Source organism: Arthrobacter sp. 9AX (assembly GCF_902506095.1).
Lineage (GTDB): Bacteria > Actinomycetota > Actinomycetes > Actinomycetales > Micrococcaceae > Arthrobacter.
Map to the genome: position 1 here is coordinate 1,816,901 of NZ_LR733293.1, position 24,256 is coordinate 1,841,156.

Annotated in this window: 20 protein-coding genes and 1 pseudogene; 15 read left to right on the forward strand and 6 right to left on the reverse strand. The window is 67.5% G+C overall.

What is annotated here, in order from left to right:
• Window positions 1–25 precede the first annotated feature (25 nt).
• Both BACI348_RS08305 and BACI348_RS08310 read right to left on the reverse strand, forming a co-directional pair.
• Entirely contained in the window at window positions 26–751 is a 726-nt protein-coding gene (locus BACI348_RS08305) for an SIMPL domain-containing protein (protein WP_236557498.1), read from the reverse strand.
• Window positions 752–754: 3 nt separating this feature from the next.
• Window positions 755–1,240 carry a hypothetical protein gene (locus BACI348_RS08310; protein WP_159824829.1) on the reverse strand — a complete coding sequence of 162 codons (486 nt, stop codon included), beginning with the start codon at window positions 1,238–1,240 and terminating at the stop codon, window positions 755–757.
• Between the two features lie 186 nt (window positions 1,241–1,426).
• Between BACI348_RS08310 and pheS the strand changes: the two genes are divergently transcribed.
• Together pheS and pheT are read left to right on the forward strand one after the other, a co-directional pair.
• Entirely contained in the window at window positions 1,427–2,488 is a 1,062-nt protein-coding gene (gene pheS, locus BACI348_RS08315) for a phenylalanine--tRNA ligase subunit alpha (protein ID WP_159824831.1), read from the forward strand.
• A gap of 2 nt (window positions 2,489–2,490) precedes the next feature.
• On the forward strand, window positions 2,491–5,034 hold the full coding sequence (gene pheT, locus BACI348_RS08320; protein WP_159824833.1) for a phenylalanine--tRNA ligase subunit beta: 2,544 nt from the start codon (window positions 2,491–2,493) through the stop codon (window positions 5,032–5,034).
• Between the two features lie 89 nt (window positions 5,035–5,123).
• Here the strand turns inward: pheT and BACI348_RS08325 are convergent, their stop codons facing one another.
• Together BACI348_RS08325 and BACI348_RS08330 are read right to left on the reverse strand one after the other, a co-directional pair.
• Entirely contained in the window at window positions 5,124–6,089 is a 966-nt protein-coding gene (locus tag BACI348_RS08325) for a quinone oxidoreductase family protein (RefSeq protein ID WP_159824835.1), read from the reverse strand.
• A gap of 77 nt (window positions 6,090–6,166) precedes the next feature.
• Window positions 6,167–7,290 (reverse strand): annotated as a pseudogene (locus BACI348_RS08330) (fatty acid desaturase family protein).
• 143 nt (window positions 7,291–7,433) lie between these two features.
• Here BACI348_RS08330 and argC point away from each other — a divergent pair.
• The 10 genes from argC to BACI348_RS08380 all read left to right on the forward strand — a co-directional run bounded on the left by argC (window position 7,434) and on the right by BACI348_RS08380 (window position 17,605).
• Window positions 7,434–8,465 (forward strand): N-acetyl-gamma-glutamyl-phosphate reductase, encoded by a 1,032-nt coding sequence (gene argC / locus BACI348_RS08335; protein WP_159824837.1) that lies wholly within the window; start codon window positions 7,434–7,436, stop codon window positions 8,463–8,465.
• Window positions 8,462–9,628: a bifunctional glutamate N-acetyltransferase/amino-acid acetyltransferase ArgJ gene (gene argJ, locus BACI348_RS08340; protein ID WP_159824839.1), complete on the forward strand. Its 1,167-nt coding sequence runs from the start codon at window positions 8,462–8,464 to the stop codon at window positions 9,626–9,628. Before argC ends, argJ begins: the two co-directional genes overlap by 4 nt.
• 36 nt (window positions 9,629–9,664) lie before the next feature.
• A complete protein-coding gene (gene argB, locus BACI348_RS08345; protein WP_159824841.1) occupies window positions 9,665–10,624 on the forward strand; it encodes an acetylglutamate kinase in 960 nt (319 codons plus the stop codon).
• Window positions 10,621–11,898 carry an acetylornithine transaminase gene (locus tag BACI348_RS08350; protein ID WP_159824843.1) on the forward strand — a complete coding sequence of 426 codons (1,278 nt, stop codon included), beginning with the start codon at window positions 10,621–10,623 and terminating at the stop codon, window positions 11,896–11,898. The genes argB and BACI348_RS08350 overlap by 4 nt, the downstream gene beginning before the upstream one ends.
• The gene (argF, locus tag BACI348_RS08355) at window positions 11,895–12,905 is read left to right on the forward strand and encodes an ornithine carbamoyltransferase (RefSeq protein WP_159824845.1); all 1,011 of its coding nucleotides are present in this window, start codon (window positions 11,895–11,897) and stop codon (window positions 12,903–12,905) included. The genes BACI348_RS08350 and argF overlap by 4 nt, the downstream gene beginning before the upstream one ends.
• Window positions 12,905–13,435, forward strand: coding sequence for an arginine repressor (locus tag BACI348_RS08360; protein WP_159824847.1), 531 nt, complete (start codon window positions 12,905–12,907; stop codon window positions 13,433–13,435). The genes argF and BACI348_RS08360 overlap by 1 nt, the downstream gene beginning before the upstream one ends.
• A 46-nt stretch (window positions 13,436–13,481) precedes the next feature.
• Window positions 13,482–14,687, forward strand: coding sequence for an argininosuccinate synthase (locus BACI348_RS08365; protein ID WP_159824849.1), 1,206 nt, complete (start codon window positions 13,482–13,484; stop codon window positions 14,685–14,687).
• A 5-nt stretch (window positions 14,688–14,692) separates the two neighbouring features.
• A complete protein-coding gene (gene argH, locus BACI348_RS08370; protein WP_159824851.1) occupies window positions 14,693–16,120 on the forward strand; it encodes an argininosuccinate lyase in 1,428 nt (475 codons plus the stop codon).
• 140 nt (window positions 16,121–16,260) lie between these two features.
• Complete coding sequence (locus BACI348_RS08375; protein WP_159824853.1) at window positions 16,261–16,809, forward strand: pyridoxine/pyridoxamine 5'-phosphate oxidase; 549 nt, start codon at window positions 16,261–16,263, stop codon at window positions 16,807–16,809.
• 10 nt (window positions 16,810–16,819) lie between these two features.
• Window positions 16,820–17,605 carry a maleylpyruvate isomerase family mycothiol-dependent enzyme gene (locus BACI348_RS08380; protein WP_159824855.1) on the forward strand — a complete coding sequence of 262 codons (786 nt, stop codon included), beginning with the start codon at window positions 16,820–16,822 and terminating at the stop codon, window positions 17,603–17,605.
• A gap of 9 nt (window positions 17,606–17,614) precedes the next feature.
• Here the strand turns inward: BACI348_RS08380 and BACI348_RS08385 are convergent, their stop codons facing one another.
• Together BACI348_RS08385 and BACI348_RS08390 are read right to left on the reverse strand one after the other, a co-directional pair.
• Window positions 17,615–18,109 carry a methylated-DNA--[protein]-cysteine S-methyltransferase gene (locus tag BACI348_RS08385; protein WP_159824857.1) on the reverse strand — a complete coding sequence of 165 codons (495 nt, stop codon included), beginning with the start codon at window positions 18,107–18,109 and terminating at the stop codon, window positions 17,615–17,617.
• Window positions 18,106–19,635, reverse strand: a complete 1,530-nt coding sequence (locus BACI348_RS08390; protein WP_159824859.1) for a DNA-3-methyladenine glycosylase 2 family protein — start codon at window positions 19,633–19,635, stop codon at window positions 18,106–18,108. Before BACI348_RS08390 ends, BACI348_RS08385 begins: the two co-directional genes overlap by 4 nt.
• A 114-nt stretch (window positions 19,636–19,749) precedes the next feature.
• Between BACI348_RS08390 and BACI348_RS08395 the strand changes: the two genes are divergently transcribed.
• From BACI348_RS08395 to tyrS, 3 genes are read left to right on the forward strand one after another with little or no spacing between them, the layout of a single operon-like run.
• The gene (locus BACI348_RS08395; protein ID WP_159824861.1) at window positions 19,750–20,412 is read left to right on the forward strand and encodes a DNA-3-methyladenine glycosylase; all 663 of its coding nucleotides are present in this window, start codon (window positions 19,750–19,752) and stop codon (window positions 20,410–20,412) included.
• Between the two features lie 51 nt (window positions 20,413–20,463).
• Entirely contained in the window at window positions 20,464–22,692 is a 2,229-nt protein-coding gene (locus tag BACI348_RS08400; RefSeq protein WP_159824862.1) for a HelD family protein, read from the forward strand.
• 34 nt (window positions 22,693–22,726) lie between these two features.
• Window positions 22,727–24,040, forward strand: coding sequence for a tyrosine--tRNA ligase (gene tyrS, locus BACI348_RS08405; RefSeq protein ID WP_159824864.1), 1,314 nt, complete (start codon window positions 22,727–22,729; stop codon window positions 24,038–24,040).
• Window positions 24,041–24,256: the final 216 nt, after the last annotated feature.

Genomic DNA, 24,256 nt, shown 5'->3' on the forward strand with positions numbered 1-24,256 from the left:
AGCCTGCGGCACTAATCCGGTGAACTCAGACCTCGAGTTCCCACACCACGCTGATGGCCACAGCCACCGCTGTTTCCCCGGCTTCCACGTCCAGGGCTTCCATCGAAGCGGCTCGCTGCATCCGGGGGAGGGGGGCCGGCGCCTGGGGTGTGACCGTGTCCGTGATGGACAGCACCCGGCCCAGCCGGGCGGAGGCGAGTCGGGCAAACTGCTCCGCCGAACGGAGTGCGTCCAGCCATGCCGCATCCCGCGCACGCGCCCGGACGTCGGCGTCGTCGGCAAACGTCAGTTCCAGCCCGTTGAGCCGGACGTCGTTCCCGCCGGCCCCTACGGCGTCCGAGATCGCAGCGGAGGCGGAACCGGGACTGTGCAACCTTACGGTGAGGGTGCTCGCTGCGACATAGCCGGTGACGGATTGGCCCTCGCCTTCCCGCCACACGAGGTCTGCCCGCACGTTGAGTCCTGTGGTTCTGATGTCCGCGCCGGCAACACCGTGCCGGCGGAAGGTGGACGCCACGGCGTCTGAACTCCTTCCTGCCCTCTCCCACGCCGCCTCCACGGAGCCGGCGCGGCATTCCACCCCGATGGACACCACCATCAGGTCCGGGGCAGCCTCCGCGGAACCTGTTCCGGTGACGCTGACAGTCCCTGGGGCAGCACCGCCGTCGGACTGGCGGGGGGACGGCCCGACGGCGTTGCCCGCCTCATCGGGGCCGCTCCGGTCAGCAAGGTGGCTGCCTTCGCCCGGCACGGGTCACGCCTCCGTTCCGGCAGGGCGCGGTAGCCCGGCCTGGCCCCGGTCCAATGGGTCCGGGTAACCGCCGGCGACAAGGCCGGCGTGCCGCTCGAAGATGTTGCCCGTTCCCGGATTGCCTGTGCGCAGGAGAGACCACCCGGCGGCAAGGAAGTAGAGCGGAAGGAACGGAAGGCCCAGGCACCAGGCGTACTGGGTACAGTGTTTTTCTTCGTGTCCCAGCAGTTCCGGCCGGGCCAGCAGGTCAGCGGCCGGGCAGCGGCACAGGACAACGTTTCCCAGCGTGAACGCTGCGGCAAGCGGCACGCGCCACCGGTAGCCGCCGGCAATAATGAGCCCGTGCGGGCCCGGGCGGAGATCCGACCGTGCCGCGGCGGCTACAGCAAGGCCCAGGACGGTGCTGCCGTTGACGGCGTTCGCCACCAGCCGCGCCACCTGCGGACCTGTCGGGGGCCGCCGAAGCGCCAAAGGCTCCCGTGGTGTCATGAGGCCATGGTAGCCGGACCGTTCAATTAGACTGGAGTGCAGTGGCCGCCGGATTTTCCGGCAGGCCCTGACCTGGTCATTGAATGAACTGAATTTGAGGTCATTCATCCATGACCTGCCAGCGGAAGCGCGGCCGGGAAACCGGAATGCCCGCCGGCAGCCACGACTCGTAGCTAAGAACAGTAGATGACTGAAACTTTGCCGGGCGCCGCCATCCCGAACCCCACGGATGAAGCCGCCATTACTGCCGCTGTAGACCAGGCCATCGCCGCCATCGCCGGCGCGGCCACCCTTGACGAGCTGAAGGCGGTGAGGCTCGCGCACACGGGTGAGAAATCGCCGCTCAGCCTTGCCAACCGCGAGATCGGCAAACTGCCCAAGGACCAGAAGGCCGTTGCCGGAAAGCTGATGGGAGCTTCCCGCGGCCGGGTTAATAAGGCGCTCGCGGACCGCACGGCAGAGCTGGAAGCCGAAAACGACGCCCGGATCCTCCTCGAAGAGACCGTTGACGTCACTGCTGCTCCCCGCCGTCGCCGTGCCGGCTCCCGGCACCCCTTGTCCACGCTCCAGGACCGCGTGGCGGACATCTTCGTGGGCATGGGCTGGGAGATCGCCGAGGGCCCGGAAGTCGAATCGGAGTGGTTCAACTTCGATGCCCTGAACTTCAAGCCGGACCACCCGGCCCGCGAAATGCAGGATACCTTCTTCGTGGAGCCGCCCGAGGCCCACCTGCTGATGCGCACCCACACCTCGCCGGTGCAGGTCCGCTCCATGCTCGAACGTGAAGTGCCTATCTACGTGCTGTGCCCCGGCAAGGTGTTCCGCACCGACGAACTGGATGCCACGCACACACCGGTGTTCCACCAGTTTGAAGGCCTGGCCATCGACAAGAACCTGAGCATGGCAGACCTTCGCGGCACCTTGGAGCACTTCGCCCGGCAGATGTTCGGTGACGAAGCCCGGATCCGGCTGCGCCCCAACTACTTCCCCTTCACCGAGCCCTCCGCCGAGCTGGACATCTTCCACCCGGGCGCCAAGGGCGGACCGCGCTGGATTGAGTGGGGCGGCTGCGGCATGGTCAACCCCAACGTGCTCCGCGCCGCGGGCATCGACCCGGACGTCTATTCAGGTTTTGCCTTCGGCATGGGCATCGAGCGGACCCTGATGTTCCGCAACGAGGTTGGCGACATGCGCGACATGATCGAAGGCGATGTACGTTTCAGCGAGCACTTCGGGATGGAGATCTAACAGTGCGTATCCCAATTTCCTGGCTGCGTGAATACGCGGAGGTACCGGCCGGAGCAACGGCCGAAGATGTGATGGCCGAGCTGGTCAAGGTGGGCTTTGAGGAAGAGGCCGTCCACCGTCCCACGGACACCCTGCAGGGCCCCATCGTGGTGGGCCAGGTCCTGAGCCTGGTCAAGGAACCGCAGACCAATGGCAAAACCATCAACTGGTGCCAGGTCCGCGTTGTCCCCGAAGGGCAGGAGCAGACGCTCACCGGCAAGGGCATCGATCCCTCCGGCGTGCAGGGCATCATCTGCGGTGCCCACAACTTCGTGGAGGGCGACAAAGTGGTGGTCACACTGCCGGGCGCCGTGCTGCCGGGCGACTTCCACATCTCCGCCCGCAAGACCTACGGCCACGTGTCCGCCGGCATGATCGCCTCCGTCCGCGAGCTGGGCATCGGCGAGGACCACGACGGCATCCTGGTGCTGTCCCGGATCGGCCTCGACCCCGAAATCGGCACGGACGCCATGGAGCTGCTGGGCCTTTACGATGAAGCCGCCGAGATCAACGTCACCCCGGACCGCGGCTACGCCTTCTCCATCCGCGGGGTGGCCCGCGAGTACGCGCACGCCACCGGTACCACCTTCACGGATCCCGCGTCCCGCGTCAGCGCCCCGGCGGAGCTCTCCGGTGGCTACGGCGTCAAGCTCAACGACGACGCCCCCATCTACGGCAAGCCGGGTTCCGACCGCTTCGTGGCACGGACCGTCCGCGGCGTTGACGCCACCGGGCCCACCCCGCAGTGGATGGCGTCCCGCCTCCGCCTGGCCGGCATCCGCTCCATCTCCCTGCCTGTGGACATCTCCAACTACGTGATGCTGGAACTGGGCCAGCCCACGCACTGCTACGACCTGGACAAGCTGTCCGGGGACATCGTGGTGCGCCGGGCCACGGCGGGCGAGAAGATCACCACTTTGGACGGCAAGGTGCGCACCCTTGACCCCGAAGACCTGCTGATCACCGACGACTCCGGTGCCATCGGCATCGCTGGTGTGATGGGCGGCGCGGACACCGAGGTCAGCGACTCGACGTCGAACATCCTGGTGGAAGCCGCCCACTTCGACGAGGTGTCGATCTCACGCTCCCGGCGCCGCCACAAGCTCCCGTCCGAAGCGTCCAAGCGCTTCGAGCGCGGCGTTGACTGGCAGGTGGCCGGGATCGCCGCCCAGCGCGTAGTGGACCTCCTGGTGGAGCTCGCCGGCGGCACGGCGGATGAGGCGGGGACCGACGTGGGGACCGCCCCGGACCCCGTGACCATCGAGCTGCCCGCAGCGTTCGCTGCCGCCCGGATCGGCATCGACTTCACAGAAGAGCAGATCGTCACCTCGCTCGAGGACCTGGGCGCCGCCGTCGTCAGGAACGACGACGGGTGGAGCGTCACTGCCCCCAGCTGGCGGCACGACCTGGAGACCAAGGAGGACCTCTCCGAGGAGATCGCCCGCCTGGTGGGCTACGACAAGATTCCGGCCACGCTGCCGGTGGCGCCTCCCGGCCGTGGCCTGACGCGCGTGCAGCAGCAGCGCCGCCGCCTGATCCAGGCACTGGCCGACGCCGGGCTCACCGAAGTTCTCTCGTACCCGTTTGTCTCCAAGGCAGCCAACGACACCTTTGGTGTGGCCGAACAGGGCGCAGGCCGGCCCGCGGTGAAGCTGGCCAACCCCATCAGTGAGGAGCAGGGCTTCCTGCGGACCTCCATCCTCCCGGGGCTCATCGAGGTAGCCAAGCGCAACCACTCACGCGGCTTCCGGGACCTCGCCCTCTTCGAGTCGGGCCTGGTGTTCCTGCCCGGCGGGAAGATGGGAACGGATTTCATCCCGCCGCTGGGGGCCAAGCCCGCCGATGAGGTGCTGGATGCACTGTACGACGGCGTCCCCGCCCAGCCGTTCCACCTCGCCGTGGTGCTCACCGGGCACGACTCGCCGGCCGCGGCAGCGCATGCCCCGCGCCAGTGGGACTGGGCCGACGCACTGGACATCGCACGGCTCGCCGGCGACGTTCTGGGTGTGGAACTGGTGGTCAGCCAGGGCAGCCACCAGGCTTTCCACCCCGGCCGTGCGGCCAAGCTGGCGTTGCGCACCGGCGAAGTGATGGGCTACGCCGGAGAGCTGCACCCCAAGCTGCTGGCCGCCTCGGACATGCCGGCACGCTCTGTGGCACTGGAGCTCAACGCCGACGCGCTGTTCGACGCAGCTCCCGACGTGATCGTGGCGCGCCACATCTCCGCGTTCCCGGTGGCAACGCAGGACGTGGCACTGGTGGTTCCCGCCGAGGTTCCGGCCGACGACGTGCTGGCCGCACTGCGGGAAGGCGCCGGTGAACTGCTGGAGGACGTTGCGCTCTTCGACGTCTACGCCGGCAAGGGCATCGAGGAAGGCAAAAAGTCGCTGGCGTTCGGGCTCCGGTTCCGCGCCGACGACCGCACCCTCACAGCTGATGAGGCGTCTGCGGCGCGGGAAAGTGCCGTTGCCCTGGCGGCCGAGCGGTTTGGTGCCGTGCAACGCTAGGAAAGCGCAGGCGTGACACACGGAAGGTCCCCGCAGCCGGATTGATTCATCCTGGCTGCGGGGACCTTTCTGTGTGCCGCTGACGTCCGTTACGGGATCAGGACCACCTTGCCGGTGGTGCGCCGGCCCTCCAGGTCGCGGTGCGCCTGGGCTGCTTCCGCCAGGGGGTACTGGGCTCCGATCCGGACCTTGAGGCTGCCCTCCGCGGCTGCAGCGAAGATTTCGTCCGACCGCCAGCGCCGCTCGGCCGCGTCCTGCAGGTAGTGGCCCATGGTGGGCCTGGTCAGGAACAACGATCCGCCGGCGTTGAGCCGCTGCGGATCCACCGGCGGGACGGGACCCGACGCAGCGCCGAACAGCGCCAGCGTGCCGCGCACCCGCAGGGCGCTGAGTGAGCCGTCGAAGGTGTCCTTGCCCACGCCGTCGTAAACAACGTCAACTCCGCGGCCGTGGGTGAGGTCGCGTACGTGCTGGGGAAAGCCCTCATAGCGCAGCACGTGGTCGGCCCCGGCGTCGACGGCGAGGGCTTCCTTCTCGTCGGTGGACACGGTGGTGATGACCCGGGCACCCTTTGCCTTCAGCAGCTGGATGAGCAGGAGGCCCACCCCGCCGGCGCCGGCGTGCAGCAGGACGTTGTGCCCGGCCTCAACCTTGAAGGTGGAGTTGATCAGGTAATGGGCCGTAAGGCCCTGCAGCGGGAGGGCCGCGGCCGTGAGGTCGTCGAGTCCGTCCGGGACCGGCAACGCTTTATCCGCGTCCACGAGGGCGTAACCGGCGTAGCATCCGGTGCCTTCCGCGGTGGCCACCCGGTCTCCCGGGGCAAATCCGCTGACGCCCTCGCCCAGGGCCGCCACCGTTCCGGCTGCCTCGGAGCCCGGGATGAAGGGATACTGCACCTTGTACACGCCGCTGCGCTTGTAGGTGTCAATAAAGTTCACTCCGGCGGCCGCAACTTCGATCAGCAGTTGCCCCGGACCGGGAACGGGGCGCTCAACCGGAACGTAGGAGAGGACTTCGGGACCACCGGCTTGCCCGGCGACAATAGCGTGCGTCATGGGTTTCCTTCCGCGGGCCGGAGTTTCCTGGCCCGGTCCCCCCATCCTAGGCGCCGCCCGCCGCCCGGCGGGGCCGCTCAGTAGCGGCGCGTAACCGTTGCCATGGGGCACTCGAAATGGCGTCCGGCGGCAAGCCCCACCTGGTTGAGGTAGTTCACGATGATGCCGTAGGACTGCAGCAATGTGGTTTCGGTATAGGGAACCTGGTGCTTGGCGCAGTACTCCCGGACTATCCTTGCGGCCTTGTCCAGCTGGGGCCGCGCCATGTCCGGGAAGAGGTGGTGTTCCGCCTGGCGGTTCAGCCCGCCCAGCAGGATGTCCATGAAGCGGCCGCCGGAGATATTCCGTGAAGTCAGGACCTGCCGGCTGAAGAAGTCCACCCTGCTGTCCGCCGGCAGGACGGGCATGCCCTTGTGGTTGGGCGCGAACGAGGCGCCCATGTAAAAACCGAAAACCGCCAGCTGGACGCCGATGAAGGCGAAGGCCATACCCGTGGGCAGGAACGTGAAGGCCAGGACAGGAAGCGTGGCCAGGCGCACGGCGAGAATCGGAATCTCCACCCAGCGGTGCGTGACTTTTGCCCGGCGCACAATAAAACGGACCGAATCAATCTGGAGGCCCAGCCCCACCAGGAAGAGCAGCGGAAAGAAGAACCAGCCCTGTTTCCGGGTCAGGAAGGACAGCGGGCCCTGCCGGGTGGAGGCTCCTTCGACGTGGAAGGCGATCGCGCCGGTGGCAATGTCAGGGTCCTTGGAGATCACGTTCGGGTGGTTGTGGTGCGCGCCGTGCTTTTGCTCCCACCAGGAATAGCTGATGCCGGCAACAGACGTGGCGAGCAGCCGCGCCGACCAGTCGTTGGCGCGGCGTGAAGCGAAAATCTGGCGGTGGCCCGCCTCGTGGGCGAGGAAACTCAACTGCGTGCAGAGTACGCCGATGGCGGCCGCGCGATCAGGAGTTGGAACCAGCTGTCGCCGATCAGGGCAAAACCGAACCACGCCGCCGCCATGAGGAGGGCAAGGACAGTGAACAGCGTGGCGTAGAAACCAACCCGCCGTTCCAGCAAGCCTTCGGCCTTGACGGCCTTGAGGAGTTCGGAATAGCTCAGGACCACGGCGTTCGGCTGGCGGACACGCGGCGCACGGACGCCGGAAGTGGGTAGGGTTGTGGTCAAAAGATGCCTCGTGACTGTTACGGGCAACATTGCAGCCGACATTCGGCCTGCACGGTCAGGATCACCCTCTCCACTCAGGATACGGCAGGGCCTCCGGCGCATCGGCCGGCGGCAGCATCCGCGCATGCATAAATATCGGGCCTAGTGAATAGTTTTGCTGTAAGGTGGGAGCCATGACTATTTCTGTTGCAGTCTCAGGCGCCAGTGGCTACGCCGGCGGAGAGGTGCTCCGCCTCCTCGCGGGCCACCCGGATGTCACCATTGGAGCCATCACGGCACACAGCAACGCCGGTTCGCGCCTGGGCGAACTGCAGCCGCATCTGCATGGACTGTCCAGCCGCATCCTGGAGGACACCACCGTGGAGAACCTCTCCGGCCACGACGTGGTGTTCCTCGCGCTGCCGCACGGTGCTTCCGCCGGGATCGCCGCCCAGCTTCCGGAAGGGACGGTGGTGATCGACGCCGGCGCCGACCACCGCCTCGAGGACCCGGCCGCGTGGGAAAAGTTCTACGGCTCAGCCCATGCCGGCACCTGGCCGTATGGCCTGCCCGAGTTGCCCGGCCAGCGCGAAGCCCTCAAAGGCGCCAGCCGCATCGCCGTGCCCGGCTGCTACCCGACGTCGGCCCTGCTGGCCCTGACGCCCGGGTTCGCCGCGCACCTCCTGGAGCCCGACGACGTCGTGATCGTTTCCGCGTCCGGCACCTCGGGTGCGGGCAAGGCGGCGAAGGTGAACCTGATCGGCGCCGAGGTGATGGGCTCCATGAGCCCCTACGGCGTGGGCGGCGGCCACCGGCACACCCCCGAAATCGAACAGGGCCTGTCCAATGCGGCAGGGGAGCAGGTGACCGTCTCCTTCACCCCCACCCTTGCACCGATGAGCCGGGGCATCCTGACTACCGCCACGGCCAAAGTGAAGCCCGGCACCACAGCCGGACAGCTGCGCCAGGCGTGGACCGACGCGTACGATGACGAACCCTTCGTGCACGTCCTGCCTGAAGGGCAGTGGCCCGCCACGAAGGCCGTGCAGGGGTCCAACCACGCTGCCATGCAGCTTGCCTTCGACGCCCACACCGGCCGGGTGGTCGTCACCTGCGTCATCGACAACCTCACCAAAGGGACCGCCGGCGGCGCCGTCCAGTCCATGAACATCGCACTCGGCCTGGCGGAAACCGCCGGCCTTGACCTCCAGGGAGTTGCCCCGTGACCGTTACCGCACCCCTTGGCTTCCGGGCCGCCGGCGTCACCGCCGGACTGAAGGCCTCCGGCAACCCGGACCTTGCCCTGGTAGTCAACGACGGCCCCGCCAAAGCTGCTGCCGCGGTCTTCACCAGTAACCGCGTGGCTGCAGCCCCCGTCCACTGGTCCCGCCAGGTGGTCTCCGACGGCAGGGTGGACGCCGTGATCCTCAACTCCGGGGGCGCCAACGCCTGCACCGGACCCACCGGCTTCCAGAACACCCACAGCACCGCCGAGAAAGTTGCGGACGTGCTGGGCATCTCGGCCACCGATGTTTTTGTCTGCTCCACCGGCCTCATCGGCGAGCAGCTGCCCATGGACAAGATCCTTCCCGGCGTCGAGGCAGCCGCCAAGGCCCTCAGCACCGACGGCGGACCTGACGCGGCCAACGCCATCATGACCACCGACTCCGTTCCCAAGGCGGCGCTGTTCATCGGCACGGACGCCGACGGCCAGGAATTCACCATCGGCGGTATCGCCAAGGGCGCCGGCATGCTGGCACCCGGCCTGGCCACCATGCTGGTGGTTCTCACCACTGACGCGGCCGTTGAGGCGGAAATGCTCGACGTCGTCCTCCGCGACGCCACGCGCGTCACCTTCGACCGGGCTGACTCCGACGGCTGCATGTCCACCAACGACACCGTGGTTCTGCTGGCGTCCGGCGCTTCCGGCGCCGTTCCCTCCGCCGAGGCTTTCGGCGATGGCCTCACCCAGGTATGCGCTGAGCTTGCCCGCAAGCTCATTGGCGATGCCGAAGGTGCCAGCCACGACATCGCCATCCGTACCTTCAACGCCGCCAGTGAAGGCGACGCCGAGACCGTCAGCCGGTCCGTGGCCCGCTCCAACCTCTTCAAGGCCGCCATCTTCGGCAAGGACCCCAACTGGGGGCGGGTGCTGTCCGCGGTGGGGACCACGGACGCGGCCTTTGAACCGGACCAGCTCAACGTGTCCATGAACGGGGTCCAGATTTGCCGGAACGGCAGCATCGGCGACGACCGCAGCCTGGTGGACCTGGAACCGCGCGAAGTGCTGGTGGAGATCGACCTGCAGGCCGGCGATGCCGAGGCCACCATCTGGACGAACGACCTCACCCACGACTATGTGCACGAGAACAGCGCCTACTCCAGCTAGGAACGCCCCGGCAGCAACCGTTGCGGAAAGTGAAGCATGAACACCCAGACGCGTGAAACCACCAGCATGTCCGACGCCCAGGACAAGGCAGCAACCCTGATTGAGGCGCTGCCCTGGATCCAGCGGTTCGCCGGCAGCATCATGGTGATCAAGTACGGCGGAAACGCCATGGTCAATGACGAACTTCGCCGCGCCTTTGCCGAGGACATCGTGTTCCTCCACCACGTAGGCATCCACCCGGTGGTGGTCCACGGCGGCGGCCCGCAGATCAACTCGATGCTGAGCCGGCTCGGCATCGAGTCCGAGTTCAAGGGCGGCCTCCGCGTCACCACTCCTGATGCCATGGACGTGGTCCGGATGGTCCTCACCGGGCAGGTGGGCCGCGAACTGGTGGGCCTGATCAACTCCCACGGGCCCTACGCGGTGGGCATGTCCGGGGAAGACGGCGGCCTGCTGCGCGCAGTCCGGACGGGGACTGTGGTGGACGGCGAAGAAGTGGACCTGGGGCTGGTCGGTGAGGTGGTCGGCGTCGACCCCACCGGCATCATGGACATCCTCGAAGCCGGCAGGATCCCCGTGATTTCCACTGTTGCCCCGGAGATCGTGGATGGTGGGGAAAGCGTTGCCGGCACGGCGCGCTTCCAGCCCACAGGCCAGGTCCTGAACGTCAACGCCGATACCGCGGCGGCGGCCGTGGCTTCGGCACTGGGCGCCTCCAAGCTGGTGATCCTCACCGACGTCGAAGGCCTGTACGCCAACTGGCCTGACAAGTCCTCGCTGATCTCCTCCCTGACGGCCTCCGAGCTGCAGGATATGCTGCCCAGGCTCGAATCGGGCATGATCCCCAAAATGGCCGCGTGCCTCAAGGCCATTGATGAGGGAGTGGAGCGGGCCCACATCGTGGACGGGCGCCTGCCCCACTCCATGCTTCTTGAAACATTTACGACGGCGGGCATCGGTACCCAGGTAGTCCCGGACGAGGAGATCAACGGATGAACAAGATCCAGCAAACCCCGGTGGTTGAACCTGTCGAAAGCCCGGTGGTTGAGCTTGTCGAAACCAAAGGCCACGCCGGATCAGAGTGGCTGGCACGCTACTCAACCTCGCTGATGGGCGTGTTTGGCACGCCGCAGCGCGTCCTGGTCCGCGGGGCGGGCTGCCTGGTCTGGGACGCGGATGGCAAGGAATACCTGGACCTGCTCGGCGGCATCGCGGTCAACGCGCTGGGCCACGCCAACCCGTTCGTCACGTCGGTGATTTCCAGCCAGCTCGCCACCCTGGGGCACGTGTCCAACTTTTTCACCAGCCCCACCCAGATCGCGCTGGCCGAAAAGCTCCTGGCCCTCGGCAACGCTCCGGCCGGATCCAAGGTGTTCTTCACCAACTCCGGAACCGAGGCCAATGAGGCCGCGTTCAAGCTGGCCCGCCGCAACACCGGCGGCGGGGACACCAAGCGGACCAAAATCATCGCCCTCGAAGGTGCCTTCCACGGCCGGACCATGGGTGCCTTGGCGCTGACCGCCAAGGAGGCCTACCGCGCACCGTTCGAGCCGTTGCCCGGGGGTGTAGTGCATATCCCGTTCGGGGACGTCGAGGCGCTCAAGGCGGCCGTTGACGAAACCGTGGCCGCAGTGTTTCTGGAACCCATCCAGGGCGAGGCGGGCGTGCGTCCCCTGCCGCCCGGATATCTCAAAGCTGCCCGCGAGCTGACTGCCCGTGCAGGGGCGCTGCTGATCCTGGACGAGGTCCAGACCGGCATCGGCCGGACCGGCAAATGGCTTGCCAGCGAGGACGCCGGGATCATGCCGGACGCGGTCACCCTGGCAAAGGGCCTGGGCGGTGGCTTCCCGATCGGTGCGCTGGTCACGTTCGGCGTCGAAACGTCGTCGTTGTTGAGCGCCGGCCAGCACGGCACCACCTTTGGCGGCAACCCCGTGGCGACGGCGGCCGCCCTGGCCACCCTCCACGCCATCGAAAGCCAGGATGTCCTGGCCAACGTGGCGGCCGTGGGGGAGCACCTGCGCTCCGCGCTGGCAGCCGTCCCGGGCGTCACCGAAGTCCGCGGCGAGGGCCTGCTCATCGGCTTCGACCTGGACGCGGATGTGGCACCCGCGGTGGTGCAGGCGGGCCTCGATGCCGGCTTCATCGTCAACAGCCCTGGTCCCCGCACCATCCGCCTGGCACCGCCGCTGGTCCTCACTACGGCCCAGGCCGATACCTTCCTCGCCGCCTTCCCGGCCATCCTCCAAGCAGCTAAGGACGCCCAGTGACAACAGCCACCGGCACCACCCGGCACTTCCTCAAAGACACGGACCTCAGCCCCGCCGAGCAGGCCGAGGTACTGGACCTCGCCGTTCGCATGAAGGCGGACCCGTACAGCGTCCAGCCCTTCGCCGCTGCGGGCAGCGGCCGCAAGACCGTGGCCGTGATCTTCGACAAGACCTCCACCCGGACCCGGGTTTCGTTCGCCACGGGCATCGCGGACATGGGCGGCAACGCCCTCATCATCAACCCGGGCGAAGCCCAGATCGGCCACAAGGAATCCGTGGAGGACACCGCCAAGGTCCTGGAGCGGATGGTGTCCACCATCGTCTGGCGGACGGGTGCGCACGCCGGGCTGGTGGCCATGGCGGAAAACTCCAGGGTGCCGGTCATCAATGCCCTGTGCGATGACTACCACCCGTGCCAGCTCCTCGCGGACCTGCTGGCCGTCAAGGAGCACAAGGGTGAACTCAAGGGCCTTACCATGAGCTACCTCGGCGACGCCGCCAACAACATGGCCAACTCCTACCTGCTGGCCGGTGTCACCGCGGGGATGCACGTCCGCATCGCCGGGCCCGAAGGCTACCTGCCGGCCGCGGACATCGTCGCTGCCGCAGAGGAACGCGCGGCACAGACCGGCGGTTCGGTACTGGTCACCACCGATGCGGTGGAAGCCCTGAAGGGTGCCGACGTGGTCGCCACCGATACCTGGGTGTCCATGGGCCAGGAAGCCGAGAAGGTAGCGCGGCTGCAGCTCTTCCGCGAGTACACCGTGGACGAGGCGGCCATGGCACACGCTGCGGAAGACGCCGTCGTACTTCACTGCCTCCCCGCCTACCGCGGCTACGAAATCTCGGCCGGCGTGATCGACGGGCCGCAGTCCATCGTCTGGGACGAGGCCGAAAACCGGCTGCACGCGCAGAAAGCCCTGATGGCATGGCTGATGCACCGGTCCGGCCTGGCCTTCGTGGACGGCCTTTCCCCGGTCGAAGGTACCGGAGAGAGCACGTTCTAGTGTCGGCCCAACCGGCGACGCCGGGCTCCAGCCCGGCCACCAAAACGGCCCGCCAGGCACGCATCACGGCCATCCTCACGGGTGAATCGGTGCGGTCCCAGGCGGAGCTGGCCGCGCTGTTGGCGGACGATGGCGTGCAGGTCACCCAGGCCACGCTGTCGCGCGACCTGGTGGAACTCGGCGCTGTGCGGGTCCGCGGGAAAGAAGGCGTGCTGGTGTATGCCGTGCCCGGCGAGGGCGGCGAGCGGGCCGCCAAGAGCGGGGTGAGCCAGGAAATCCTGGACGCCCGACTGGCCAGGCTCTGCAGTGAACTCCTGGTCACCGCTGAAGCCTCGGCCAACATCGCCGTGCTCCGCACCCCGCCCGGCGCCGCCAACTTCCTGGCGCTGGCCATCGACCACTCGGTGATGCCGTCCATCCTGGGAACCATCGCCGGTGACGACACCGTGCTGCTGGTGTCCCGGGACCCGAACGGCGGCCAGGACCTTGCCGCCAGGTTCCTGCAACTGGCCGAAGAGGCCGGGCAATAAGCTTGAAGACAACATCTACGAACCCCAATCACAAGGAGCATTTGAAGTGACTGAACGCATTGTGCTCGCCTACTCGGGCGGCCTGGACACCTCTGTAGCCATCGGCTGGATCGGCGAAGCCACCGGAGCCGAGGTCATCGCCGTGGCGGTTGACGTTGGACAGGGCGGCGAGTCCCTTGAGACCATCCGCCAGCGTGCCCTGGGCTGCGGCGCCGTCGAAGCCTACGTGGCCGACGCCTCCGACGAGTTCGCGAACGAATACGCCATGCCCACCCTGAAGGCCAACGCCCTCTACCAGGGCCACTACCCGCTGGTTTCCGCCATCTCCCGCCCGGTCATCGTCAAGCACCTGGTCAAGGCCGCCCGCGAATTCGGCGCCACCACCGTTGCCCATGGCTGCACCGGCAAGGGCAACGACCAGGTCCGCTTCGAGGTGGGCATCCAGACCCTGGGCCCGGACCTGAAGTGCATCGCGCCCGTCCGCGACCTCGCCCTCACCCGCGACAAGGCCATCGCCTTCGCCGAGGAAAAGGGCCTGCCCATCGAGACCACCAAGAAGAACCCGTACTCGATCGACCAGAACGTCTGGGGCCGCGCCGTGGAAACGGGCTACCTCGAGGACATCTGGAACGCCCCCACCAAGGACATTTACGACTACACCGCCACCCCGGAGTTCCCGCCGGCACCGGACGAGGTCACCATCTCCTTCCAGCAGGGCGTGCCCGTAGCCATCGACGGCGTGAAGGTCACCCCGCTGCAGGCCATCAAGGAACTCAACCGCCGGGCCGGCGCCCAGGGCGTGGGCCGGATCGACGTCGTCGAGGACCGCCTGGTGGGCATCAAGTCCCGCGAAATCTACGAGGCACCCGGTGCCATGGCGCTGATCACCGCCCACAAGCACCTCGAGGACATCACCATCGAGCGCGAGCAGGCCCGCTTCAAGGCCACCGTTGGCCAGCGCTGGGCCGAGCTGGTCTACGACGGCCAGTGGTTCTCCCCGCTGAAGCGCTCCCTGGACGCCTTCATCGAGGACACGCAGAAGTACGTCTCCGGCGACATCCGCATGGTGCTTCACGGCGGCCAGGCCATCGTCAACGGACGCCGCTCCGACACTTCGCTGTACGACTTCGACCTCGCCACCTACGACACCGGCGACACCTTCGACCAGTCCATGGCCCGCGGCTTCATCGAGCTGTGGGGCATGTCCGCCAAGGTTGCCGCACGCCGCGACATCCGCGTCGCGGGGAAGTAGCCCCTGTGGCTGAGCTTAAGGCTGAGGCTACAAACACGGGTGCGCTGTGGGGCGGCCGTTTCGCCGGCGGCCCCGCTGATGCCCTGGCGGCGCTAAGCAAGTCCACCCACTTCGACTGGAGGCTGGCGCGCTACGACATCGCCGGTTCCAAGGCCCACGCCCGCGTGCTGCACAAGGCAGGCCTACTGGACGACGCCGAGCTGGAAGGTATGCTGGCGGCCCTCGCCAGGCTGGATGAGGACGTAGCCTCGGGCGCCTATGTGCCGGCCGAATCCGACGAGGATGTGCACGGCTCGCTGGAGCGCGGGCTGATCGAGCGTGCCGGAACGCAGCTGGGCGGCAAGCTCCGCGCCGGCCGGTCCCGCAACGACCAGGTGGCCACGCTGGGGCGGATGTTCCTGCGCGACCACGCCAGGATCGTCGCGCGCGGCGTGCTGGCTACGGTGGATGCCCTGGTGGAGCAGGCCAAGGCCCATCATGGCGTTGCCATGCCGGGCCGGACCCACCTGCAGCACGCCCAGCCGGTACTGCTCAGCCACCACCTGCTGGCCCACGCCTGGGCGCTGCTGCGCGACGTGCAGCGGCTCCAGGACTGGGACAAGCGCGCAGGTGTCTCGCCCTACGGCTCAGGCGCCCTGGCGGGCTCCTCCCTCGGGCTGGACCCGGAGGCGGTGGCCGCGGACCTGGGCTTCTACTCCGCGGCCCACAACTCGATCGACGGCACCGCCTCGCGTGATGTCTTCGCCGAGTTCGCCTGGGTGTGTTCCATGATCGGTGTGGACCTTTCGCGGATCTCCGAGGAAGTCATTCTCTGGGCCACCAAGGAGTTCTCCTTCGTGACACTGCACGATTCCTACTCCACGGGATCATCCATCATGCCGCAGAAGAAGAACCCCGACGTGGCCGAGCTGGCGCGGGGCAAGGCAGGGCGCCTGATCGGCAACCTGACCGGGCTCCTGGCAACGCTCAAGGGCCTGCCGCTGGCCTACAACCGGGACCTCCAGGAGGACAAGGAGCCGGTGTTCGACGCCGCCGACACCTTGGAGCTGCTGCTCCCGGCCGTGTCCGGCATGATCGCCACCCTGACGTTCAACACCGAACGGATGGAATCGCTGGCACCCCAGGGCTTCGCGCTGGCGACGGACATCGCCGAATGGCTGGTCCGCCAGGGCGTGCCGTTCCGCGAGGCGCATGAGCTCTCCGGCGCCGCCGTCAAACAGGCGGAATCCCGCGGCGTGGAGCTGTGGGACCTGACTGATGGGGAATACGCCGCCATCTCGGAGCACCTCACGCCGGAGGTCCGCACGGTCCTGTCCACGGAGGGCTCGCTGAACAGCCGCAACTCCCAGGGCGGAACGGCGCCGGCCGCCGTCGAACGACAGCTGGCTGCGCTGGAAGCCGAGCTCGCAGGCGTGCGCGAGTACGCAGGGTAAGCACGCTCTCCCGTTTAACGTCCCTTTTGGGCCGACGCTCTCTCACTTTCCCCAAGAAAGTGAGAGAGCGTTGGTGTTTTCGGTGCATTAAGTGCGAGAGCGTCGGGGAGGTGCGGAGGGCATCGGGCTACCATGGCCCCATGGGCGAAACCTTCCGCAAGTTCCTTCGCACCCTTCCCGACTTCCCGCCTGACCTGCCGGATTTCGATCCGGACAATGCGCCAGGGGACCCGGCCCTGCTCTTCAAGCAATGGCTGGACGAGGCGCTGGATAAGGGGGAGCAGCAGCCGCACGCCTTCAGCCTCGCCACCGTAGGCACCGGGGCCGGCAGCGGGCGGCAGCCGTCGTCGAGGATGCTGATCCTGAAGGACATTGACCACGAGGGCTGGCACTTCGCCACGTCCCGCACATCGCGGAAAGGCAAGGAACTTGCCGCCGAACCCAGCGCGGCCATGAACTTCTACTGGCCATCGCTGGGCCGGCAGGTCCGGGTGGCAGGACCCGTGGTGGAACTGTCCGCCGAGGCCTCGGCCCGGGACTGGGCTGAACGGCCCCGCGCGGACGGCAGCGGGAACCCCGACTGGCAGCTTTACGCCATCAGGCCCGCCGAAATCGAGTTCTGGCAGGGGAGCAACGACGGCAACCATATCCGGCACCGCTTCGGCCCCGACGGCGTTCTGCCGGGCTAGGATGGGCGCCATGACAGCTCCCCAACCGGACCTCCTGCTCGCCGGCATCCACCAGGCCGCCGGCAACGTCACCACCGATGTTGCCAAGCTCAGCGATGCGGACGTCAAGGCTTCCTCGGCCCTGCCCGGCTGGACCCGGGGACACGTCCTGGCCCACTTGGCCGGGATCTCCAACGCCATGGCCCGCCAGCTTGAGTACGCGGCCCGCGGCGAAACTGTCGAGCTTTACGACGGCGGCATGGACGGCCGGAACAAGGCCATCGACATGGCTGCCGGCCACGATGCCGCCACCCACCAGGCGGATGTGGCAGCAGCGCTGGACAGGGTGCTGCGGGCGTTCGATGTGCTGCCCGGCGTCAAGGACTCGTCCGCCAACCAGACCGGCTGGTGGGCCCCCATCTCCTACCGAGGGGGAGTGGTCCTGGATGGCGGCCTCGCGCTCTGGCGGGAGTTGGTCATTCACAACGCCGACCTCCTGACGGGCAGGGGACCGGAAACCTGGAGCCGGCCGTTCTGCGCGCACCTGTTCGACTTCCTCGCCGCCCGCGTGCCGCCGGAGGAGAAGCTGGTGCTCCAGCCCCTCGGCCTGGCACCGGTGAGTATCGGCACCGGGAACCGGTCCACCGTGGTCAGCGGAATGGTCACGGACATTGCAGCATGGCTGGCCGGGCGCGAACCCACCCTGGGCAGCCTGCGCGCCTCCGCGGCCGCCGACGGCGTTGACCTGCCCGAACTCCTGCCGTGGCCTTCGGGAACTCCAACGCCCAAGCAGGGAGTACCTCCCGCGGGGTTATGACAGGCGCGGTCAGGCTGCTTCGCGTTTCAGCAGGCTCTCCTTGACGGGCAGTCCCCACCGGAAGCCGCCCAGCGAACCGTCTGTCCGGATGACCCGGTGGCACGGCACAAACAGGGCCGCCGCATTGAACGCGCAGGCGCTGGCCGCCGCCCGGACGGCCTTGGGATTGCCCGCAAGCTCCGCGTACTCGGTGTACGTCACGGGTGATCCCGGCCGGACCAGGCGCAGCACATCCCAGGCGTGGGCGCGGAACGGCCCCGACATCTGCCGCACCGAAACCTGCATCGCCGGCGCGGGGTCGCCGGCATAGAACGCCTCCACGGCCGCGGAGATATCGCCAAGGTCGGTGACCAGCTCAATCGTGGCCGGCCGCAAGGCGGGGTGGATCTGCCCGGTGAGGTCGCCGGGATTGTCGGTCCACCCGCTCGACAGGACCTCCCCTTCCCGGGCAAGGATGGTGAATGGGCCGTCCGGAGTGGACATGGTGAGCAACTGGGCCTTCATCGATTCGCTTTCTCTGCTGTTCCGTTGACCGCACCGGCACGTTTCGTTGTGCCGCCGCGGGGTACTGCTGCTGCCCGCCACAGGTGCATGGTGGCGTAGGAGCGCCAGGGGCTGACTTCGCGGAAGTCCGGGCTGGCCGTTCCGGTGTCAGGGCTGACGGTGGATTCCGACGCCGGCTTGTCCAGCGCCCTGATCCCGTTCCGCACCGCGGCGTCGTTGGCCAGGAATACGTCCGGGGCACCGAGGACCCGCATGGCAAGATAGCCCACCGTCCATGGTCCCACCCCCGGCAGCGGCAGAAGCTTCGCGCCAAGGCTGGCCACGTCGTCGCCATAGCCAAAATCGAGCCTGCCTTCCGCCACCGCTGAGGCCGCCGTGCGCAGCGCATCGGCCCGCTTCCGCGGCCCCCGCAGCAGGGCGTAACCGTCGGCGGCGATTTCCGCCGGGGTGGGAAACATCCTGTCCAGGCCGTCTCCGGGGCTTTGGCTGGATCGTCCGACGGCGGCCAGCTGGCTGAGTGCCGTGCGCGCCGCGGCCACGGTGATCTGCTGTCCGACCATTGCCCGGACGAGCATTTCGGCCGGGTCCAGGGCGCCGGGCATCCTGACTCCCGGCGACGCGGCCACGGGTCCTGAGAGCCGGCTGTCGGCTGCCAGCGCGCTGTCGATCGCCACCGGGTCGGCATCCAGGTCGAACAGCCTCCGGACGCGGCTCAGCAACGCCGGCAGGTCCCTCAAGTCCACCGCATTGATGGTGAGGGTGAGCGGCCGCCCTGGAGCACCGCCGTCGTACTCAATCCGGAACCGGGCGTCGCCCTGAGGCAGCCGCAGCGTCCGCGCGTAGGAGGTATCCGTTCCCAGCTCGATTCCGGGGATGGCGCGCACGGCCAGGAAGCTGAAGATGCCGGGGTCGAAGGGTTCGCGGTAGGGGAGGCTGAGGGTGAGGGCGGTGGAGCCGCCCGCCGCCTTGGGGTGCCGGGCCGCGCGCAGGGCGGTGGGGGTCATGGCAAAGACCTCCAGCATGGTCTCGTTGAACTGCCGGACGCTGCTGAAGCCGGCCGCGAAGGCGACGTCGGCAAGTTTCATGGACGTGGAAACCAGCAGGGTGCGCGCCGTCTGCGCGCGGCCAGCCCGGGCGAGTGACAGCGGACCGGCCCCAAGTTCCTGGCTCAGGATGCGGTTCAGCTGCCGGGAGGAATAACCAAGGCGGGCGGCCAGACCGTCTACGCCGTCGCGGTTGACCACTCCGTCGTTGATCAATCGCATGGCGCGCCCGGCGATGTCCTGGCGGACGTTCCACGCAGGCGTGCCGGGGACCGCCTCGGGGAGGCAGCGCTTGCAGGCCCGGTAGCCGGCGTCGTGGGCCGCGGCGGAGGTCTCGTAAAAGGTGACGTTGGTGGCCTTGGGCGTCCTGGCCGGGCACGACGGCCGGCAATAGATGCCCGTGGTCCGGACTGCAGTGAAGAACTGCCCGTCGAACCGGGTGTCCCGGGCATCTATCGCCCGGTAGCGCTGCCAGAAATCCATTACTCCATCCTGCCAGCCGGGCCGGACGCGGGCTAGCGGAAATCGGACATGGCCGTGACGCGTGTTTTGTGCGTTGTGCCGGTGACTGCTGCCGGTTTTGGATAGAGTCTGGCCATGAGCAGACGTCCTTGGCCGGCGGGGGAGCCGTTGCGGGAGTTCCTGTCCGGCGACGCCCGGGACCTGGCCCCGATGCTGCTGGGGGCTGTCCTGACGCACGAGTCGAGGGAGGGCCGGGTGTCCGTGCGCCTCACCGAGGTGGAGGCCTACCTTGGCCCGGAGGACTCCCTCCACCCGGACCCCGGTTCGCACACCTACCGGGGTGCCACCCCCCGTAACGCACCGATGTTTGGTCCTGCCGGGCACCTCTACGTCTACTTCACATATGGGATGCACCACTGCACCAACATCGTGTGTGGCCCCGAAGGGGTGGCCTCTGCTCTGCTGCTGCGCGCCGGGGAAATCGTGGAGGGAACTGAGCTCGCCCGGCACCGCCGAACCACCTCGAAAGGTCCCGCCGACCTCGCCAGCGGTCCGGCGCGGCTGGCCAAGGCCCTGGGCCTGACCACGGCATACAGCGGCCGTGACGCGCTGGCGCCCCCGTTCGGGCTGGTGCTCCCGGACCGCCCGGTTGAGCACGTGAGCTCCGGGCCGCGGGTGGGTGTTTCCGGTGCCGGCGGATCGGAGGACTACGCCTGGCGGTTCTGGATCACCGGCGATCCCACGGTTTCCAAGTACAAGGCAGCGAAGCCCCGGCCGTCCAGGTTTCGCCAGCGTTAACGGAAATGGTTGTAGAATGGACGGTCTGTCTTTTGCGATAGGGGAACGTTAATGCTCGACGCCGATTTGGCCCACGAACGGGACTATGTTGCCGGCCTGTATGCCCGGCTGGAGGAGCTGCGCGAGGAAAAGCGCAAGCAGCTTGCGCAGGTCCGGCGGGCCGGGGCTGTGGGCACCATGCAGAACGTTTCCGAGCGTGACGCTTTTGCGGCTCTGTATGAGGACCGCCTGGCCCAGCTGGACGCGGTGGATGACCGGCTGGTGTTCGGCCGCCTGGACCTGGACTCCGGGGAAACCCAGTACATCGGCCGCATCGGCCTCACCACTGAGGACCTCCAGCGGCTCATGGTGGACTGGCGCGCACCCGAAGCCGGGCACTTCTACCAGGCCACGGCCTTTGACCGGCAAGGCGTCCGCCGCCGCCGGCACCTGATCCTGCAGGGCCGCGAAGTCAAGGCGATCGAGGACGATGTCCTGGACGCCGACATGCTCACGGACGATGAATCCCTCCAGGGCGAGGGTGCCCTGCTTGCTGCCCTGAACTCCAAGCGAACCGGCCGGATGTCGGACATCGTCAGCACCATCCAGTCCGAACAGGACCGGATTATCCGCTCCTCGATCTCCGGCGCCGTGGTGGTCCAGGGCGGGCCCGGCACCGGCAAGACCGCCGTCGCGCTGCACCGTGCCGCCTACCTGCTCTATACCCACCGCGACCGCCTGAAGTCCGCCGGCGTGCTGCTGGTGGGCCCGTCGTCGTCGTTTATGAAGTACATCGAAAGGGTGCTGCCCTCCCTGGGCGAGACCGGCGTGGTGATGGCGAGCGTGGGCCGCCTCATGCCCGGCATCAACGCAGTGCCGGAACCGAACGCGGACGTCGCCGCCATCAAGGGGCGGCTGGACATGGCCACCGTGGTGGCCAACGCCGTCGCCAACCGCCAGCGCACTCCCGCGGAGAACCGGATCCTGGAGGTGGACGGCCGCAAGCTGGTGCTGACCCCGCGCCAGGTACGCCGTGCCCGCGAACGTGCCCGTTCCACCGGCAAGCCGCACAACGAGGCCCGGGTAACGTTCGTTAAGATCCTGCTGCGCGAGCTGACCGAACAGATGACCGAGCTGGTGGAAGCGGCCAACATCGGCAACAACGCGGACCGCTCCTACCTGGCAGAGGATGTCCGCACCGCCCGTGATGTGCGCATTGCCCTCAATCTGTGCTGGATGCCCATGACGCCGGAGAAGCTGATCTCGGAGCTCTTCAGCAAGCCGGCGCTCCTTGAGTTCTGCACTCCGGACATGAGTCCGGCCGAGCGGGCCCTGCTGCTGCGCCCGGCCGATGCCCCTTGGACCGAGTCCGACGTGCCGCTGCTCGACGAGGCCGCCGAACTCCTGGGCGAATTGGACCCCGCCGCGGGCCGTGGCCTCGCGCAGCAGGAACACGACCGTGCCCGCGACCTCGCCAACGCCAAGCAGACGCTGGTCAATATGGAGGCTGCCGGGGTGGATCCGCTGATGTCCGCCGAGGAGTTGGCTGAGCAGAACCAGGAACAGGAGGCGCGGCTGACGGCTGCCGAACGCGCCACGAGCGACCGCACCTGGGCCTTCGGCCACATCGTGGTTGACGAGGCGCAGGAACTTTCCCCCATGCAGTGGCGCCTGCTGGTCCGCCGTTGCCCGCTGAAGTCCTTCACCATCGTGGGGGACATCGCGCAGACGAGCTCCGTGGCCGGAGCGAATTCATGGCAGGGCGCACTCGCGCCGATGTTCGGGGACCGCTGGCAGCTCGAGGAGCTGACGGTGAACTACCGCACGCCGTCCCAGATCGCCGAGGCGGCGGTCAGGATGGCCAACGCCGCAGGGCTTGTGGTCTCGGCGCCCAAGGCCGTTCGGGAAGGGCGCTGGTCGCCCATCATTGATGAGGTGGAACCGGGCCAGGTGGTCAGCAGCCTGGTGGAGGTCCTGCCGGAGGAACTGGACGCGCTCGACGGCGGCCTGCTGGCTGTTATCGCCGATGGTCACCTCTTGCCGGAAGCTACTGCGGCCTTGCGCGCCCGGTACGGCCGCCGCATCGGTACCGGTGCCGGCAGCTATGACCAGGACATTGTGGTGATCAGCCCGCGTGAAGCCAAGGGTCTGGAGTTCGACGGCGTGGTGGTGCTTGAGCCCGCCACGATGCTGAACCATGAGCACGGCAAGGTGGGGGACCTGTATGTCGCCATGACCCGTGCAACGCAGCGGCTGCGGCTGATTGCTGCCGAGCCTGTCCCGGCCGGCATCAAGCGCTGATCAGGGGCCGGGTAATACTGCTAACTTAGAAGGCGTGCCAGAAATCAACAGCCTCGAATCGCAACAGAACGACCCCACTTTTGCCAACATCTGGCAGGAGCTGAAGTGGCGTGGCCTGGTCCACGTCTCCACCGACGAAGCCGAGCTGGAGAAGCTCCTCGCCGGCGGACCGGTGACGTACTATTGCGGCTTCGACCCCACCGCGCCGAGCCTGCACCTGGGCAACCTGGTCCAGCTGCTGGTGATGCGGCGGCTGCAGCTGGCCGGCCACAGGCCGCTCGGGCTCGTGGGTGGTTCCACCGGTTTGATCGGTGACCCCCGTCCCACGGCCGAGCGCACCCTGAACACCAAGGACACGGTGGCGGAATGGGTGGGTTACCTCCAGGCGCAGGTCAGCAGGTTCCTTAGTGTCGACGGCGATAACGCCGTTCGCATGGTCAACAACCTGGATTGGACGGCGCCGCTGAGCGCCATCGACTTCCTGCGTGAAGTTGGCAAGCACTTCCGGGTGGGCACCATGCTGCGCAAGGACGCTGTTGCTTCACGCCTGAGTTCCGACGAGGGCATCAGCTACACCGAGTTCAGCTACCAGATCCTGCAGGGCATGGACTACCTGCAGCTCTTCCGCGACTACGGCTGCGTGCTGCAGACCGGCGGTTCGGACCAGTGGGGCAACCTCACCAGCGGCACGGAGTTGATCCGCAAGGTTGAGGGCAAGAGCGTCCACGCCCTGGGAACCCCGCTGATCACCAATTCGGACGGCACAAAGTTCGGCAAGAGCGAAGGCAATGCCATCTGGCTCGACGCCGGCATGTGCAGCCCGTACGCCTTCTACCAGTTCTGGCTCAACACCGCCGACGCCGATGTGGTGGACCGGCTGAAGGTGTTCACCTTCCTCTCCCGCGCTGAAATTGAAGACATTGCGGCCGCTGTGGCCGAACGTCCCTTCGCACGTGTTGGGCAGCGCAAACTCGCCTTCGAAGTCACGTCCCTGGTGCACGGGGTGGAGGCCACCGAAAAGGTCATCGCCGCTTCCGCTGCGCTGTTCGGCAACGGCGACCTGTCCGCCCTGGACAAGCCCACGCTGCAGGCAGCCACCTCTGAACTTCCATTCACTACTGTCCAGGTTGACGCTTTGGGGATCGTTGACCTGTTGGTTGCCTCGGGGCTCTCGGAAAGCAAGTCCGCTGCCCGCCGCACCGTGGGTGAAGGGGGAGCCTACGTGAACAACGAGAAGGTGCTGGACCCTGAAGCGGTGATCCCGGAATCCGAACTCCTGCATGGGCAGTACCTGCTGCTGCGCCGGGGGAAGAAGAGCCTTGCCACAGTGGAAGTACTGGTTCCCTAGACCATCGGGGCACACTTTGCACGCTCCTCCGCAGGCGATTTGCACGGCCGCGGAGGGGCGTGTATTGTTTTCTGAGTCGCCACCGCCGAGTGGCGGCGAACCCCATCAAATAAGAAGCAATTCTTGGCCGCGCAGAGCGTGGATTGAAGAAATTGCTTCAACTTTGCTGGGTTGATTTGTTCCACGAAGTGAATTCCGGAGAAACAACCGGATTTG